Genomic DNA, 17556 nt, shown 5'->3' on the forward strand with positions numbered 1-17556 from the left:
CACGCGTTGATCCATGAGTGACACTTCCTTCCATGGCATGGCAGGTCTCCAAAAAGACACTGCCGGCCAGTCTAGACGTGTTACCCATGTTCCCGAACGGGTGTTACCTATGTTCCCGGTCTGTACATGCGGGAGAGGGGAGCAAACCGACAGTTGCGAGATCGACGCGCGCCTCAAATAACCCCGCCATTCACCCGCAACGTCTGCCCGTTCACCCACGCACCATCCGCCCCAGCCAGAAAAGCCACCACATTGGCAATATCCTCCGGCTTGCCCAAACGTTCCAGCGGCGCCATCTTCGCCATCTTTTCGATCAGTTCCGGCGACTTGCCGTCCAGGAACAATTCGGTCGCGGTCGGGCCGGGTGCCACGGCGTTTACGCTGATATTGCGGCCGCGCAGTTCCTTCATCAACACGTGGGTCATCGCCTCCACGGCCGTTTTGGACGCCGCGTAGACCCCATACGTCGGCATCAGCAGGCCCACCAGGCTTGACGACAGGTTGACGATGCGGCCGCCGTCGCGCAGGCGGCGCGAAGCTTCGCGCAGCGTGTTGAACGTGCCCTTGACGTTGATGTCGATGATGCTGTCGAACAGCGCATCGTCGGCCTCGGCCAGCGTGGCCAGCTTCATGACGCCAGCGTTGTTCACCAGCACGTCCACGCCACCGAAGGCCGCTTCGGCCGCGGCGAACATGCGTGCCACGGCGGCGGGGTCGCTGACGTCGGCCTGGTGGGTCAGGGCGCGGCCGCCCGCGGCTTCGATGTTGGCGGCCACGCCTTCGGCGTCGCGGGCGTTGCCAGCGTAGTTGACGACGATGGTGAAGCCGTCGGCGGCCAGGCGGCGGGCGATGGCGGCGCCAATGCCGCGCGAGGCGCCGGTGACGATAGCGACTTTCTGAGTGGTTTCGGTACGGGTCATCTGGGGCTCCGGTAGATCAGGTTGTGGTGTGAATGAACTATGGGCGATACCAGTGTCTGGATAATCGGCCTAGAATTGCCAGCACTTGTTCTGCCAGGGAAACAATCAAAACCCGGCAAACGCAAAAAAGAGACGCAAAATACACAAACGGGGCGAGCATGGACCGATTCGACGCGATGCGGCTTTTCACACGCGTGGTGGAGCGGCGCAGCTTCACGGTGGCGGCCAACGACATGGAGGTGCCGCGTTCCACCGTGACAAAGGTGATTGCCGATCTGGAGAAGCGCCTCGGGGTACGGCTGTTGCAGCGGACGACGCGCGTGGTGCGGCCGACGCTCGATGGCGAGGCGTACTACCGGCGCTGCCTGCGCATCCTTGACGATATCGAGGACGCGGAAGGCGGCTTCAGCGGTGCCGAACCACGCGGCATGCTGCGCATCGAAGTGCAGGGCACATTGGCCCGGTATTTCCTGATGCCCGGCTTTCCGGCATTCCTGGAGCGCTATCCGGCACTGCAGATCACGATGAGCGAAGGCGACCGCTGGGTCGATCTCGTGCAAGAGGGCGTGGATTGCGTGTTGCGCTACGGCGTGCTGCCCGATAGCGAACTGGTGGCGCGGCAGGTGGCCATGCTCGACCGCCTGACTTGCGCCACGCCTAGATACCTGGAACGATTTGGCACGCCCACCGGCCTCGATGCGCTCGACGGTCACCGGATGGTGGCAATTCGCCAGATGAGCACCGGCAACGTCACGCCACTGGAATTTGTCGTGGGGGATGACCTCAAATCGGCCGCGCTACCGTGCCCGTTGGCCGTGACAGGCACCGAAAGCTACCTGGCTGGCATCGAGCTGGGCCTGGGCATGGCGCAGGTACCGCGCTTCCACGTGGTCGACCAGCTCAAGTCCGGCTCGCTCGTGGAAATCCTGCGCGACACCCCGCCGCCGTCGCAGCCGGTGTCGCTGCTGTATCCGCGCTCGCGCCAGCTTTCGCCGCGCGTGCGCGCATTCCTGGACTGGGCGGCCGGTGAGTTTGCCAACAGCCCATTGCTAAGCCAGCCGAAAGCCGGCTGACCGGTGCGAGAAATCAGCCCAGCGCCGCCCGCAGGCCGGCGAGTTGATCGAGCGATTCGCGCAGTTCCTGTTCCAGCACCCTGACCAGTTCCGCCGACGGCATCGAGCGCGTCAGCGGCACGGCCTGGCCGGCCCATTGCGCCGCGTATTCGCTAACGCCCTTGGCCTTGGCCGCCGCGTGCAGCGCCTTGCCGGCGTCGTACGTCACCGGATAGTCCGGAATTACCGGGGCGCCGGCGGCGATGCCCAGCCGCGTGAAGTGGCTCGTGAAGCCGCGTGCGGGACGGCCCGAAATGGCGCGGGTCAGCGTGGTGGGGCGCGTATCGGCGGCGGTCAGGTTGGCGCGATAGGCGGCGTCGGCGGCTGATTCGTCGGTGGCCACGAACGCGGTGCCAAGCTGCGCGGCCGTGGCGCCCAGCGCCAGAACTGCGGCAATGCCAGCACCGTCCATGATGCCGCCGGACGCGATGACCGGTAGGCGGGTGCGCTCAACCAGCACGCGCACCAGCGCGAACGTGCCCAGCCCTTCGTCCTCGGCCTCGGAATCGAACGTGCCGCGATGGCCGCCAGCCTCGATGCCTTGGGCGACGATGGCATCCACGCCGGCCGCCTCGATGCGTCGGGCATCCGCCAGCGACGTGGCGCTGGCCAGCAGCACGATACCGGCCGCGTGCAACGCGTCGATCCATTCCTGCGCCGGCAGGCCGAAATGAAAGCTCACCACGGCGGGCTTTTCTTCCAGCAGCATCCGGTACATCGCGTCGTCGACGACAAAGCTCTTGTAGATCTCGCGCAGGCTGGCCGGCGGCGTGGCGCCGAATTCGGCAAACGCGGACGCCAGATACATCAGCCATGCCGACTCGCGTTCGGCGTTCGCCGTGGCGGGGGCGTGGCAGAACAGGTTGATGTTGAACGGCTTGGCGGTCAGCGCGCGAGTGTCGCGAATGACCTTGCGCGCGCCTTCGGCGTCCATGGCGCCAACGCCCAGGGAGCCCAGGCCGCCGGCTTCGGATACCGCCGCCGCCATGGCAGGCGTGCTGACGCCAGCCATCGGCGCCTGGATGATCGGAAGGCGCATGCCCATGCGGGACAGCAGGTTGCGCGACAGGGTCTGACGATCGGAGGTGTCCATTGCAAAAATCCTCGGGGGTACGGGCTAGCTACGGCGCAGTTCCTGCTGGAACGCCTCGTAGGCGGAGGTAGAGAATCCGGCGCGGTGAATCAGATACGTATGCACCTTGCGCACCGGAACGGTCTGGAGTTCGCTGGTGTCGCCTTGCATGGCCAGCAGCGAGCGCGGCACGATGGCGACAGCGGACCCGGCCGTCACATGGGCCAGGATCGCGTGATAAGAGGGCAGTTCGATGACGGACAGATTGCGGCGCGCATCGTCGCCAGCCTGCTCCAGCCAGTCTTCGGCACAGCGGCGATAGGTGCAGCCGCGTGAAAAGGCCGCCAGTTGGCGCAGCTTCACGTCTTCGGGCCGGCGCACCTTGGGATGCGTGGCGGGCAGCACCAGCACCAGCTCCTCGGTCTTCAGGAACACGCCTTCCAGGCCCTCGCCCATGTCGGCGACGTCGATATCGCGCGGCGCGCCCGTGCCCGGATGCGCGACGATCGCGCAGTCGATACGGCGCTGCAGCACGGCATCGACCAGTGCTTGCGAGGTGCCCGTGGCGAGGTCCACCTCCACGTCGGGCCAGGCGGCATGAAAGCGGCCCAGCGGGCGCGGCAGCAGCGTGGCGGCGGTGCTTTCCATCGACCCCACGTGCAGGCGCCCGCTCGGGGCATCGACGCGCATCGACTGGCGCGCTTCCTCGGCCAGCGCCAGCAACTGGTCGGCATAGCCCAGTAACCGCTGGCCGGCGGGGGTCAGGATCATTTGCTTGTTCGTGCGCTGGAACAGCGGCACGCCCAGGCTTTCTTCCAGTTGCTTGACGCGCGTGGTCACGTTGGACTGCACGCGTTCCAGCAACTTGGCGGCGCGAGTGATGCTCTGCTCGCGTGCGACGGCCCGGAAAATCTCAAGTTCAGCCAGTTCCACGGCGATTTGGCGACACGTCCGTGTCGTTCTCCAATTGAGAATGAAAAGTGTGGTTAGTATTGTAATTGGAGAACGATTTGTCAAGCTGTCGGATTGGGGCGGCAGGTGATCTATAGTGATGTCCGTCCGGCCTTGGCCGCAACGCAGTGATCCGATGGAGACACCGGTATGGGAAAGAGCGCTAGCGAGACGGACGCGGGTATTCCCGCCGACGAGCTGATCGATGCACGGATTGCCGAGCTGGCCGACTGGCGCGGCGAGACGCTGGCGGCGCTGCGGGCCATCGTCCAGGAAGCCGACCCCGAGGTGGTAGAGGAATGGAAGTGGAGCGTGCCCGTCTGGTCGCACGACGGCATCCTCTGCACGGGCGAGGTCTACAAGGCCGCTGTGAAGATGACCTTCCCGAAAGGCGCGTCGCTGCCTGACCCCAAAAAGCTGTTCAATTCGAGCCTGGAAGGCAATGTCCGCCGGGCCATCGACTTCCGTGAAGGCGAAAAGATCGACAAGACGGCCTTGAAGGCGTTGATCCGGGCCGCCATCGCCGCGAACCAGGCATCGGCCAAACCGAAGCCGAAACCCCGGGCCAGGGCCGCCGCGAAGGCGTAGCGCCGGCGCCGCATGTCGGTGTGACACCGACATCTATTTCGGTGCACGCGGGGTAGCATGAGGCGCTTTGCTTGACGCTGGGGTGTCGGCCGGTCTTCGGCCAGCGCCGCCCCGTCATCTTCCTGCCCCGTCGGTATGAATCCGTCCTCCCTGCAACGCTTTCTGTTCGGCGCGATCCTGGTACCGGTCTCGATGGCCGTGGTATTTGGCATCGACGCGCTGACGCCACTCGGCCTGGCGGCATGGATCTTCTACCTCGTGCCGGTCTGCCTGAGCCTGTATGGCAACGACTCGCGGGTGCCGCTGATTGCGGCGGCGGTGGGCACGGTGCTGGTTGGCATCGGCTATGCGATATCGCCCACCAGCAACGCCAACGTGCTGTTCGCCATCATCAATCGCAGCGCCGGCGTGGCCATGCTGTGGTTCCTGGCGGTGGTGGTCTACCGCTATATCGTGTCGCAGCAGGCCATGCAGCGCGCCAACTGGCTGCAGCAATCGCAGGTGCGCGTGCATCAGGCCATGCGCGACGCGCAGTCGGCCGGCAATGTTGGCGACGGGCTGGTGCGGGCGCTGGCGCAGATCTGCCAAGCCCACGTCGGCGTGGTCTACCAGGTTGAAGGCAGCCAGATGCAGCGCGTGGCGGTGTGGGGGCTGGCCAATGCCGCCGCATTGCCGCAGACGATCATCGCGGGCCAGACGCTGGCCGGCCAGGCCGCTGCCGAGAACCGCGTGATCGCCGTGGGCGGTCTGCCCGCCGATTATCTGCAGGTGTCGTCCGCGCTGGGCCGCACGGCGGCCAATGAGATCGTGGTGGCGCCGCTGACCGCCGAGGGCGAGGTGATCGGCGTGGTGGAACTGGGCTTTGTCTCGATGCAGCACGAGACCGCCGACATCGTGGAATTGCTCGAACGCATTGGCGAGCCCATCGGCATGATGCTGCGCTCGGCAGCGTATCGTGGCCGGCTGGAAAAGCTGCTGGGCGAGACCCAGCGCCAGAGCGAGGAACTGCAGGTCCAGCAGGAAGAACTGCGCGTATCGAACGAGGAACTGGAGGAACGCGGCCGCGCGCTGATGGATTCGCAGGCGCGGCTCGAAGCGCAGCAGGCCGAACTGGAGCAGACCAACGTCCAGTTGGAGGAACACTCGCAGCGGCTGGAAGGCCAGAAGCGCGAGATGATGACGTTCCAGGCCGAACTGGCGGCCAATGCGCGCGCGCTGGAGCGCTCGAACCAGTACAAGAGCGAATTCCTGGCCAATATGTCGCATGAACTGCGCACGCCGCTGAACAGTGCGCTGATCCTGGCCAAGCTGCTGCAGGAAAACAAGGATGGCACGCTGACCACCGAACAGGTGCGCTACGCGGCCACGATCCACGCGGCCAACACCGACCTGCTGAACCTGATCAACGACATCCTGGACCTGTCGAAGATCGAGGCCGGACACCTGGTGATCGAGCGCGAAACGGTGGAGCTGCAATCGCTGGCCAGCACGCTGCAGAACCTGTTCGGGCATGTGGGCGAGGCCAAGGGCGTGCCGTTCCGCGTGGAGATGCTGCCCGGCGTGCCGGATGCCATCGTGTCGGACAACCAGCGCCTGCAGCAGGTGCTCAAGAACCTGCTGTCCAACGCGTTCAAGTTCACGGAATCGGGCTCGGTCACGCTGGCCATGGCCGTGCAGGGCGACGATGCGCTGCGCTTTGAAGTGCGCGACACCGGCATCGGCATTCCCAAGGACAAGCAGCAGGTCATCTTCGAAGCCTTCCAGCAGGCCGATGGCACCACGAGCCGGCGCTATGGCGGCACGGGGCTGGGCCTGTCGATCTCGCGCGAACTGGGTCGGCTGCTGGGCGGCGTGATTTCCGTGGCCAGCGAACCGGGGCAGGGCAGCGTCTTCGCGCTGACCGTGCCGCGCGTGCTGTCCGGCGACGCGGCGACGCAGGCCGGACTGATGACACAGGCCGAGCCGCACGACAAGGTGCTGGCGCCGCCGCCGCGCGCGGTGCCGCCGGTGCCCGCGCCGGCGCCCAAACAGGACGTGCCGGAGCGCGTGCAGCCGGGCTATCCGGCGCCCATCGCCGACGACCGCGACCATCGCACGCGCGGCAACCGCCTGATCCTGGTGGTGGAGGACGACAGCGACTTCGCGGGCATCCTCTACGACCTGGCTCACGAACTCGATTTCGACTGCATCCACGCCACCACTTCGGCACAGGGCCTGGAACTGGCGCGCCACCACCAGCCGTGCGGCATCCTGCTGGACGTGGCGCTGCCGGACCAGTCCGGCCTGACGCTGCTGGACTGGCTCAAGCGCGATCCGGCCACACGGCACATCCCCACGCACCTGGTGTCGGTGAGCGACCATGCCGAAGCGGCGCTGCACCTGGGCGCGGTGGGCTACACCTTCAAACCGAGCGAGCGCGACAAGCTGGCTGCGGCAATCCGTGGGCTGGAAGCGCGCATGACGGCCGGCCAGCGCCGCGTGCTGGTGATCGAAGACGACCCGGCCTTGCGCGAGAGCATCCGCGCGCTGCTGAAGTCGCTCGACGCCGAGATCGTCACGGCGGACAGCGTGGCGGACGCCACGGCCGCGCTGGATGGCACGCCATTCGATTGCGTGGTGATGGACATGGTGCTGCCCGACGGCACCGGCCACGACCTGCTGGCCTACATGGCGCAACTGGCCCAGGACCATGCCGGCTTGATGCCGCCCGTCATCATCTACACGGGCCGGCAGTTGTCGGCCGAGGACGAGCAGCGCCTGCGCCGTTATTCGAAGTCGATCATCATCAAGGGCGCGCGCTCGCCGGACCGGCTGCTGGACGAGGTGACGCTGTTCCTGCACAGCGTGGAATCGTCGTTGCCGCCCGAGCACCAGCGCATGTTGCGCGCCGCGCGCAGCCGTGACGACACGTTCGACGGCCGCAAGCTGCTGCTGGTGGAGGACGATGCGCGGAACATCTTCGCGCTGTCGAAGGTCATCGAGCCGCTTGGCGCATCGGTGGAAATCGCGCGCAGCGGGCGCGAGGCGCTGGACGTGCTGAACCGCATGGACGACGTGGACCTGGTGCTGATGGACATCATGATGCCCGAGATGGACGGCATCACGGCCATGCGCCACATCCGCGAGATGCCGCGCTACGCGCGCCTGCCGATCATCGCACTGACCGCCAAGGCCATGCAGTCCGATCGCGAGGCGTGCCTGAAGGCCGGTGCCAACGACTACATCGCCAAGCCGATCGACGTCGACAAACTTCTTTCGCTGTGTCGCGTATGGCTACACGCAAACTGAGGCCGAAGGCCACGGACCCGGCCGCCTTGCCCGTGGGCGAGGACGCCGGCACCTTGCCCGACGACAACTTCGAAATCGAGCTGGACCTGCTGCTGGAGGCCATCTTCCGCAAGTACCAGCACGACTTCCGGGCCTATTCACGCGCGTCGCTGCGCCGCCGGCTGCAGCAGGCGCTGCAGGACCTGCACCTTTCCACGCTGTCGCGGCTGCAGGACCGCATGCTGCGCGACCCCGTGGTATTCGGCCGGCTGCTGCAGTACCTGACGGTGCAGGTCAGCGAGATGTTCCGTGACCCGCACTACTTCCTGGCGATTCGCGAGCACGTGATACCGGTGCTGAAGACCTATCCGTCGATCAACGTCTGGGTGGCCGGCTGCAGCAGTGGTGAGGAACTGTGGTCGCTGGCGATACTGTTCGAGGAAGAGGGCCTGGCGCAGCGCACGGTGTTCTACGCCACCGACATCAACCCCGAGGCACTGGTCACTGCGCGCGCCGGCGTGTACGATGCGGGCCGCCTGCGCGGGTTTAGCCAGAACTACCTGGACGCGGGCGGCAAGCGGTCGCTGTCCGACTACTATCACGCCGCCTACGGCAAGGCCAAGTTCGATGCGCGGCTGATCCAGCAGTCGGTGTTTGCCGATCACAGCCTGGCCACCGACAGCGTGTTCCAGGAGGCGCAGCTGATTTCGTGCCGCAACGTGCTGATCTATTTCGACCGGCCGCTGCAGGACCGTGCCATCGGGCTGTTCCGCGATGCGCTGGCGCGTCGCGGCTTCCTGGGCCTGGGCAGCAAGGAGAGCCTGCATTTCAGTGCGCATGTGCAGGATTTCGAGGCGCTGGTGCCGCGCGAGCGGCTCTACCGCAAGTTATGAGGCATGGCCATGGATACCGCGAGACAGTCATGCGCCGCAGTGGTCATCGGCGGCTCGGCCGGTGCGCTGGAAGCGCTGAACACGCTGCTGCCAATGCTGCCGGGTGTCGGTGCGCCGGCGGTGCTGGTGGTGGTGCACCAGGTGCCGTCGTCGACGAGCCTGCTGCCCGAGCTGCTGGCGCTGCGTTGCAGGCTGCCCGTGCATGAAGGCGAGGACAAGATGATGGTACAAGCCGGCCACCTGTATGTGGCGCCGCCCGACTACCACCTGCTGGTGGAAGCGGACCCCGCCGTGCCGGGCAGCGTGCGGCTGGCACTGTCCGTGGAACCGCCGGTGCGGTATTCGCGCCCGTCCATCGACGTGCTGTTCGAATCGGCGGCCATTGCATGGCGCAAACGCATGCTCGGCATCCTGTTGTCGGGCGCCAACGACGACGGTGCGCGCGGCCTGGCCGCCATCCACGCGGCCGGCGGCCAGACGTGGGTGCAGGCGCCGGACAGCGCGCTGGTCGATACCATGCCGCAGGATGCCATCACACGCGGTGTTGCCGACCGCATCCTGACACCGGAAGCCATTGGCCAAGGGCTGGCCTGCCTGACTGAATGATGCCTACCATGCAAGCTCCCGTAAAAATTCTCGCTGTCGACGATATCGTCTCGAACCTGACCGCGCTGGACGCGGTACTGGCCAAGCCCGGCGTGGAGATCGTCCATGCCAACTCGGGGGCCCAGGCGCTGGAACTGCTGCTCGACCACGAGTTCGGGCTGGCTATCCTCGACGTGCACATGCCCGAGATGGATGGCTTTGAACTGGCCGAGCTGATGCGCGGCAGCAAGCGCACGAGCCAGATCCCGATCCTGTTCCTGACGGCCGCGGGCCACGATAGCCAGCGGGCGTTTCGCGGCTACGCCACGGGCGCCGTGGATTTCCTGTTCAAGCCCGTGGATGCGCGCGTGCTGTCGGCCAAGGTTGATGTCTTCGTGCAACTGGCGCAACAGAAACAACTGCTGGCCGAGCAGCTCGAAACCGCGCAGCAGCTACTGAAGACCAACCAGATGCTGATGGCCGTGCTGGCGCACGACCTGCGCACGCCGCTGTCGGCGATCATCGCGTCGGCGTCGTTCCTGGGCCGCTTCGGCGGCGAGGAAAAGCTCAAGCCCGCCACCGAGCGTATTTCACGTAGCAGCCAGCGCATGGCACGCATGGTGGACCAGTTGCTGCACGTGGCGCGGCTGCATGGCGGCCGGGTGAGTCTGATGCCGCAGGCGTCGGACCTTGGCGCGATCTGCGCGGCGATTGTCGACGAATGCCAGGTGTCGCGGGGCCAGATGCAACTGGCGCTGGAACTGGCGGGCGACTGCCGGGCCACGATCGATCCGGACCTGATCGCGCAGGTGCTGCAGAACCTGGTGGGTAACGCGCTGCAGCACGGCGATTCCGTGGCGCCCGTCAACGTGCGCGTTGACGGCTCGGCTACCAACAGCGTGGTGGTGTCCGTCTCGAACGGCGGCGCGATCGACCCGGGGGTGCTGCACCATATCTTCGAGGCGTTCCATTCCGGCGCCGAGAACGCCGTGGGCAACAGCAGCCCGGAAGGGCTCGGGCTGGGGCTCTACATCGCCCGCGAGCTGGTGATGCTGCACGGCGGCACGGTGGTCGCCGAATCGTCGCCGGAGCAGGGCACCACGACATTCACCGTGACCCTGCCGCGCGAATGCTGCACGGCGCAGCGCGCCATCCAGCGTTAAAAATCGGTCAGTGGGACAGTCCGGCGCCGGCCTCGGTACCAGCCTTGTCGTGCGTGCCGTACTTCTCGATCATCGTCGCGCTGGCACGATTCAGGCCGGTAACCTCGACTGCGATGCCATTGCGCCGGAACTTGTGGACGATGCGGTCCAGTGCGTCGATGGCAGTGATGTCCCAGAAATGGGCGTGCGACAGATCGAGCCTGACGGCACGGATCGGCTCGCGGAAATCGAACTCGGCGACTAGTGCTTCCGACGACGCAAAGAACACCTGGCCGCGCACCACGTAGCGGCGCGTCTGCGTGTCCGCATCGAGCGCGGATTCCACCGTCAGCACGCGGCGCGCCTTTTCTGTAAAGAAGATCGCGCTCAGCAACACCCCGAGCCCGACGCCGATTGCCAGGTTGTGGGTGGTGACCACGGCCACGACCGTCGCCACCATGACCACCGACGAACTGGCCGGATTGGTGCGGAGCTTGGCCACCGAGCGCCAGTCGAAGGTGCTGATCGACACCATGACCATGACGGCCACCAGCGCCGCCATCGGGATCTGACGCACCCACGGTGCCAGGAATACCACCAGCACCAGCAGGAATGCGCCGGCAATGAACGTGGAAAGCCGGCCGCGCCCGCCCGATTTTAGGTTGATCACGGTCTGCCCGATCATCGCGCAGCCGGGCATGCCACCCAGAAAGCCCGCGACGATGTTGGCGCAACCCTGGCCCCGGCATTCGCGGTTCTTGTCGCTGGCGGTGTCGGTGAAGTCGTCCACGATGCTAGCCGTCATCAGCGATTCCAGCAGGCCCACCACGGCGATGCTGACCGAGTACGGGAAGATGATGCGCAGCGTATCGAGTGAGAACGGCACCTGGGGCAGGGCGAACACCGGCAGCTCGTCCGGGAACGATCCCATGTCACCGACCGTGCGCAGGTCCAGTTGCAGCGCCATCGAGATGGCAGTCATCACGACAATGCAGACCAGCGGCGACGGCACCGCCCGCGTGATGCGCGGCAGCAGGTAGATGATGGCCAGGCCGCCGGCAACCATGGCATAGGCATACCAGGCGCCGCCCTGCAGTTGCGGCAACTGGGCCAGGAAGATCAGGATCGCCAGTGCATTGACGAAGCCGGTGACCACCGAACGCGAGACGAAGCGCATCAGTGCACCCAGCCGCAGGTAGCCGGCGCCGATCTGCAACACGCCCGCCAGGATGCCGTCGGCCAGCACATATTCCACGCCGTGCGCCTTGACCAGCGACGCGATGACCAGCGCCACGGCACCGGTGGCCGCCGAGATCATGCCGGGCCGGCCGCCTGCGATAGCGGAGACCACGGCGATGCTGAACGCGGCGTAAAGGCCGACGCACGGATCCACGCCAGCAATGATCGAAAAGGCCAGCGCCTCGGGAATGAGCGCGAGCGCCACGACAATGCCCGCAAGCGTGTCGCCACGGACGTTGGAGAACCATTCCTCGCGGAAAGTATGCGTTTTCATGGGAAGGACCTGCTGATTGTGCGAGTTCGACAAGGCCGCTTGGGCGCAGGATGTCGACTCGAAGGGAAGCTGGGGGCAAGCAGGCGAGGGGAATCGCCGCGAGGCGGAATTTTAGGGGAATGGGGCGGCGCGGTCTAGTGTGGAGAGTGTTGGGTGGGGCGCGGAAGGCCGGTTTGCTCTGGAGTATCCCGCCGGTTTGCTCCCCTCTCCCACAGCGTGGGAGAGGGGCTGCGGGTGAGGGCGCAGCGGTTCAAATTGCGACTTGTCGGCAAGCAGAGCCGCATGCCCTCTCCCCTAACCCTTCTCCCGCGGGCGGGAGAAGGGAGCAAACCAGCGGTGACGGGCAGGACTAAACGATCAGCAATTCCACGGCGCGGCCTTCTCCACACTCAAGCCATACCTTGCCACGGCCTGCGCATGCAACAACGCATCCACCGCATGCAGCGCGCTGGCCACGACATGGTGCCGATCGATCCCGAAGAAGCGGCGCAAGGCGTTTCGCGTGTCGCTGCGGCCGAAGCCGTCGGTGCCCAACGCGATGTAGCGGGCATCGACATACGGCGCGATCAGTTGGGCGTAGGCGCGCACGTAGTCGGTGGCGGCCACCACCGGAGCCGCGCCGGCAAGGCAGCGTGCCACATGGCTGGTGGCGTCGGCACCGCCAAACAGCTGCTGGCGCTCGCATTCCCTGGCGTCGCGGGCCAGTTCGGGGAAGCTTGTCACGCTCCAGATTTCGCTGGCGATGTTCCAGTCTTGCGCGAGCAGGTCGGCGGCGGCGATCACTTCGCGCAGGATGGGGCCCGAGCCCAGCAGCCGTACGCGTGCGGCGCCGTCGCCACGCGTGCCGAAGCGGTACATGCCGCGGATCACGTCGGCGTGCGCGGACTCCGGCACCGGTGCCTGTGCGTAGTTCTCGTTGTTGACCGTGATGTAGTAGAACTCGTCGCGCTGATGCTCCAGCATTGCCCGTGCGCCGTGGTCGATAATCACGGCGGCCTCGCCGATGAAGGCGGGGTCGTAGGCGCGGCAGTTGGGCACCGTGGCGGCCACCAGTTGGCTGCTGCCGTCCTGGTGCTGCAGTCCCTCGCCGGACAGCGTGGTGCGGCCGGCGGTGGCGCCGATCAGGAAGCCGCGCGCACGCTGGTCGGCGGCGGCCCAGATCATGTCGCCCACGCGCTGGAAGCCGAACATCGAGTAGTAAATGTAGAACGGCAGCATCGGCTCGCCATTGACACTGTACGACGTGGCGGCCGCCGTCCACGATGCCATCGCACCGGCTTCGGTGATGCCTTCCTCCAGCAACTGGCCGTCGCGGCTTTCCTTGTAGTACAGCATCGAGCCGGCATCCTCGGGCTCGTAGAGCTGGCCCTGCGGCGAGTAGATGCCGATTTGCCGGAACAGGTTGGCCATGCCGAAGGTACGCGCCTCGTCGGCCACGATGGGCACGATGCGTCGACCGATCCTGGCGTCCTTGATCAGATTGGTGAACAGGCGCACCACGCCGGTGGTGGTAGACACCTCGCGCCCGTCCGGTGCCAGGGCAAAGCCGCCATAGCTGTCGAGCGGCGGCACGGGCAGCGCGGGTGCCTGGTCGGTGCGGCGCGGCAGGTAGCCGCCCAGCGCTTCGCGCCGCTGCCGCAGGTACACCATCTCGGGGCTATTGTCGGCGGGCTTGTAGAACTGCATCGACGCCAGCGCGTCGTCGTCGATTGGCAGCGCAAAGCGCTGGCGGAAGGCTTGCAGCGCATCGATGTCGAGCTTCTTCTGCTGGTGCGCGGTCATGCGCGACTCGCCCGCGTTGCCCATGCCAAAGCCCTTCTTGGTCTTGGCCAGTATGACCGTGGGCCGTCCCGGATGCCGCACCGCCGCGTGATACGCCGCGTGCAGCTTGCGCAGGTCATGGCCACCGCGCCGCAGGCCGTCGATGTCGGCGGCGCTCATGCCCGCCACCAGTGCCTTGAGTTCGGGGTCCTGGTGGAAGAAGTGCGAGAGGTTGTAGTCGCCGTCCTTGGCGCCAAGGTTCTGGTATTCGCCGTCGACCATGGCCGCAAAGCGCTTGAGCAGCGCGTGGTTGGTATCGCGCGCGAACAGCGTGTCCCACTCGGAGCCCCAGACCACCTTGATGACGTTCCAGCCGGCGCCGCTGAACAGCGCTTCGAGTTCGTTGATCACCTGGCCGTTGCCGCGCACCGGGCCGTCCAGCCGCTGCAGGTTGCAGTTGATGACGAACGTCAGGTTGTCCAGCCCCTCGCGTGCCGCCAGCGACAACGCGGCCAGCGATTCGGGCTCGTCCATCTCGCCATCGCCAAACACACCCCACACGCGGCGGCCTGCCGTGGACGCGATGCCGCGATGCTCCAGATAGCGCAGGAAACGCGCCTGGTAGATGGCGCTGATGGGCCCGATGCCCATCGAGCCAGTCGGGAATTGCCAGAAATCGGGCATCAGCCAGGGATGCGGGTACGAGCACAGTCCGGCACCGTCCACCTCTTGCCGATAGCGCGACAGTTGGTCCTCTGACAGTCGGCCCTCCAGGAAGGCGCGGGCATAGACGCCGGGCGCCGAGTGGGGCTGGAAGAACACCAGGTCGCCCTTGCGCTCGGCCGTATCGGCGCGAAAGAAATGCTGGAAGCCCACCTCGAAGATTTCCGCCGCCGATGCATAGCTGGCCAGATGGCCGCCCAGTTCGCCATACGCCTTGTTGGCGCGTACCACCATGGCCAGTGCATTCCAGCGCAGGATGGCCGTCAGGCGCTGCTCCAGCGCGAGGTCGCCGGGATAGGGCGGCTGAGCCTGCGGGGTAATCGAATTCTGGTAGGCGGAGTAGGGGTGCGCGCGCTTGTCCAGCCCCAGGTGCGCCGCGTGCTCACCAAGCCGTTCGAGCAGGAATCCCGCTCGCTGCGCGCCCGCGCCGGTCACGACGCCGCTCAGGGCCTCGATCCATTCCTGTGTTTCCAGCGGATCGATGTCCCCGTCGATCTGCAGTGGCTTGAGTGGTTCGGCGTGCCCCATGGCTTGTCTCCTGAAAAGCGAATGCCGTTGTCGTGCAATCGATTCTAGGCCGCAGGGGGGAACAGAACATTCCGGATTGGGTTGTGGTCTCGCGGTTGTGCAGCACGTCATGCTGCCAATGTCATCATTGGCAGCATGACGTATTAAAAGCTGCTGCTCAGCTCGCCAGGCGTGGCAAGGCGATCGTGGCCCGTGTGCCGCCGGCCGCGCGTGGCGTGAGTTCCAGCCGGCCGTGATGGGCGTCGACAATCGACCGGCAGATCGACAGCCCCATGCCCATGCCGTTGGGCTTGGTCGTGAACAGCGGCTCGAAGAAGCGGTCCGCCAGTTGCGGGTCGAAACCTTCGCCGTTGTCGTCGATGTGGATGCACAGCAGATCATGCGCTGACTCGCAACTCAGCGACAGCACGCGCTGGCCCTGCGGAACCGCCAGCATCGACTCTGCGCCATTCATCAGCAGGTTGACGATGGCCTGCTGCAGTTGCACGCGCTCGGCTCGTACCAGGGTTTTAGGCGATGGCGCCTCCAGGCGCAGGGTCACGTTCATGGCGTCGAGCGTGCAGGCGACCATCTCCGCCACTTCCGCCAGCGCGCCATCGAGCTCGAACACGGCAAAGGTGGGCTCTACCTGCTGGGCCTTGGCGCGCAGACCGTTGATGATGGTGCGGGCGCGCATCGCGCAGGCGGAAATATGCGCGAGCATCTCGCGGGCGCCGTCGATGTTGGGGCTGCTGCGATCCAGCCAGCGCAAGCCGGCCCGTGCGGACGAGTCCAGCGCCGTCACCGGTTGCGCCACCTCGTGCACGATCGACGCCACCAGTTCGCCGTACGCCTTGAAGCGGCTGGCGCGGGCCAGTTCCGACAGCGTATCGCGCATCTTCGCCTCGGTGCTGGTCAGCCGGGCGCCCTGTTCGCACAGTGCATCGTGCAGCCGGGCGTTTTCGAGTGCGAAACCGGCCTGCAACGCGATAATCTCCACCACGGCCGTCCTGGCCGGCGTGAATACCCCGGTGACGTGCCGATGTTCCAGGTAGAGCGCCCCGACCAGAGATCCATGGCAACGCATAGGCACGCAGATCACGGCGCGTGGCCGGCATCGACGCACGTAGTCGTCCGCTTGCCAGTCGGGCGCGGTGATGGCGTCGTCCAGTACCAGCCCGTTGCGCAGGGTCGTCGCGGTGGCCAGCAGGGACAGCGGCAATTCGCTGGCAGCCACCGGTGCCGGCAAGGCGCACAGCGCGCTCAGGACTTTCGACCAGCCCGGCGCCAACGCTTCGGCGGCCACGTCCCAGATGCCGTCCTGCGCCACGGCGAGGCAGCCCCATGACGCGCCAGTGCTTTCCAGCGCGGCATTGAGCAGCGTCTGCACGCGCTTGTCGGGCATGGCTTCGGTGGCCAGCGTATCGGAAATCCGCTGCAGCGCGCGTACGTCCGGCACCTGTAAATCATCGAGTTTGTTGTTCATTTCTTTTTGGCCTCTCACCCCGCTTGTGTGTAACTCCGCACGATCCGCATGACTGCTTCGAATCGTCATTCATGTAGTGAACACTCCATACACCAACCTTAGCACATCCGTTTTGAAAAAGACAAACGGAAGACCTTGATGATGGTTCTGAAAGGGCCGGATTTACCGACTTTTATCGTGAACAAGATATTGAAAATAAACGGTATTTTTCTTTTTGTTGCGAATCGTCACATCACCGCGTATCATCCGTTCACTCATGTAGTGTTCCCTGTATGAAATGCACGGAACGGATGCCTCCAGAAAAATGAGGAGGCCAGCGGAGAGGGGCCGCTGTCATAGGAGTGATATGACCCAAGCAGCAAAGAAGGCCGTGCGCGGCACCGGAGTCCGGGAAGCTGCGGCGCAGGCCACTCGCGACAAGATTCTCAGCGCGGCGACCAAGGTCTTCGCGCGGTATGGCTATGAAGGCGGCAGTGTCGAGAAGATTTCCCGACTGGCGAAGTCTTACGACCGCATGATCTATTACTACTACGGGAGCAAGGAAGGTCTGTTCATCGCGGTGCTGGAAGGGATCTACCGGCGTATGGACGAGGCCGAGGCAAGCGTGGCGCCCGATCCGTCGGACCCCGTGGAGGCGCTCAAGACGGTCATCCGCTTCAAGCTGGACTACTATCGGCGCAATCCCGATTTCGTCAATCTGCTCAATACCGAGAACCTGCACAAGGGCCGGCACGTATCGAAGTCCGATCGCCGGGGCGAGTATTCGTCGCACGCGGTGGAGATCATCGAGCGGATACTGGCGAGCGGCATGGCGCAGGGATTGTTCCGGCCGGGCCTGAACGCCCGTGACGTGTTCCTGCTGATTGCGTCGCCGGCTTATTTCTATACATCGAACCGCTACACGCTGTCGGCATTCCTGGGCGAGGAGCTGGATACCCCGGAAGCCGTGCGCCATTGGGAGTCTTTCGTGATCGACAGTGTGTTGCGCACGGTTCGCGCGGATGTACTGCCCGCAGGGCAGCCGGCACAATAACGA

At 65.6% G+C, this 17556-nt stretch carries 13 protein-coding genes; 7 read left to right on the forward strand and 6 right to left on the reverse strand.

All coding sequences use genetic code 11. The features are described 5' to 3' along the window. Positions 1-173: 173 nt before the first annotated feature. A complete protein-coding gene (locus tag MFF62_RS23835; protein ID WP_238265594.1) occupies positions 174-920 on the reverse strand; it encodes an SDR family oxidoreductase in 747 nt (248 codons plus the stop codon). Between the two features lie 158 nt (positions 921-1078). On the opposite strand from MFF62_RS23835, the gene MFF62_RS23840 reads away from it, so the two are divergent. Then, the gene (locus tag MFF62_RS23840) at positions 1079-1993 is read left to right on the forward strand and encodes a LysR family transcriptional regulator (RefSeq protein WP_238265595.1); all 915 of its coding nucleotides are present in this window, start codon (positions 1079-1081) and stop codon (positions 1991-1993) included. Between the two features lie 13 nt (positions 1994-2006). Here MFF62_RS23840 and MFF62_RS23845 read toward each other — a convergent pair whose 3' ends face one another. Together MFF62_RS23845 and MFF62_RS23850 are read right to left on the reverse strand one after the other, a co-directional pair. After that, positions 2007-3125 carry an NAD(P)H-dependent flavin oxidoreductase gene (locus MFF62_RS23845; protein ID WP_238265596.1) on the reverse strand — a complete coding sequence of 373 codons (1119 nt, stop codon included), beginning with the start codon at positions 3123-3125 and terminating at the stop codon, positions 2007-2009. 24 nt (positions 3126-3149) lie between these two features. Next, positions 3150-4037: a LysR family transcriptional regulator gene (locus MFF62_RS23850; RefSeq protein WP_238265597.1), complete on the reverse strand. Its 888-nt coding sequence runs from the start codon at positions 4035-4037 to the stop codon at positions 3150-3152. Between the two features lie 168 nt (positions 4038-4205). Here MFF62_RS23850 and MFF62_RS23855 point away from each other — a divergent pair, with 168 nt between their 5' ends. From MFF62_RS23855 to MFF62_RS23875, 5 genes are all read left to right on the forward strand, one after another. After that, positions 4206-4643: a DUF1801 domain-containing protein gene (locus MFF62_RS23855; RefSeq protein WP_238265598.1), complete on the forward strand. Its 438-nt coding sequence runs from the start codon at positions 4206-4208 to the stop codon at positions 4641-4643. 135 nt (positions 4644-4778) lie between these two features. Further along, positions 4779-7931, forward strand: a complete 3153-nt coding sequence (locus MFF62_RS23860) for a response regulator (protein WP_238265599.1) — start codon at positions 4779-4781, stop codon at positions 7929-7931. Continuing rightward, positions 7913-8803: a CheR family methyltransferase gene (locus MFF62_RS23865; protein WP_238265600.1), complete on the forward strand. Its 891-nt coding sequence runs from the start codon at positions 7913-7915 to the stop codon at positions 8801-8803. Before MFF62_RS23860 ends, MFF62_RS23865 begins: the two co-directional genes overlap by 19 nt. Before the next feature lie 9 nt (positions 8804-8812). After that, positions 8813-9409 (forward strand): chemotaxis protein CheB, encoded by a 597-nt coding sequence (locus tag MFF62_RS23870; RefSeq protein WP_283205372.1) that lies wholly within the window; start codon positions 8813-8815, stop codon positions 9407-9409. Between the two features lie 8 nt (positions 9410-9417). Continuing rightward, positions 9418-10551, forward strand: coding sequence for a hybrid sensor histidine kinase/response regulator (locus MFF62_RS23875; RefSeq protein WP_238265601.1), 1134 nt, complete (start codon positions 9418-9420; stop codon positions 10549-10551). Positions 10552-10558: 7 nt separating this feature from the next. Here MFF62_RS23875 and MFF62_RS23880 read toward each other — a convergent pair whose 3' ends face one another. The 3 genes from MFF62_RS23880 to MFF62_RS23890 all read right to left on the reverse strand — a co-directional run bounded on the left by MFF62_RS23880 (position 10559) and on the right by MFF62_RS23890 (position 16520). After that, a complete protein-coding gene (locus tag MFF62_RS23880; RefSeq protein ID WP_238265602.1) occupies positions 10559-12043 on the reverse strand; it encodes a SulP family inorganic anion transporter in 1485 nt (494 codons plus the stop codon). Between the two features lie 357 nt (positions 12044-12400). Next, positions 12401-15055, reverse strand: coding sequence for an alpha-ketoglutarate dehydrogenase (gene mdeB, locus MFF62_RS23885; protein WP_238265604.1), 2655 nt, complete (start codon positions 15053-15055; stop codon positions 12401-12403). 157 nt (positions 15056-15212) lie between these two features. Further along, positions 15213-16520, reverse strand: a complete 1308-nt coding sequence (locus MFF62_RS23890) for a sensor histidine kinase (RefSeq protein ID WP_238265605.1) — start codon at positions 16518-16520, stop codon at positions 15213-15215. 346 nt (positions 16521-16866) lie between these two features. Between MFF62_RS23890 and MFF62_RS23895 the strand changes: the two genes are divergently transcribed. Continuing rightward, positions 16867-17553, forward strand: coding sequence for a TetR/AcrR family transcriptional regulator (locus MFF62_RS23895; RefSeq protein ID WP_238265606.1), 687 nt, complete (start codon positions 16867-16869; stop codon positions 17551-17553). Positions 17554-17556 lie beyond the last annotated feature (3 nt).

Source organism: Cupriavidus pauculus (genome assembly GCF_022179805.1).
Lineage (GTDB): Bacteria > Pseudomonadota > Gammaproteobacteria > Burkholderiales > Burkholderiaceae > Cupriavidus > Cupriavidus pauculus_E.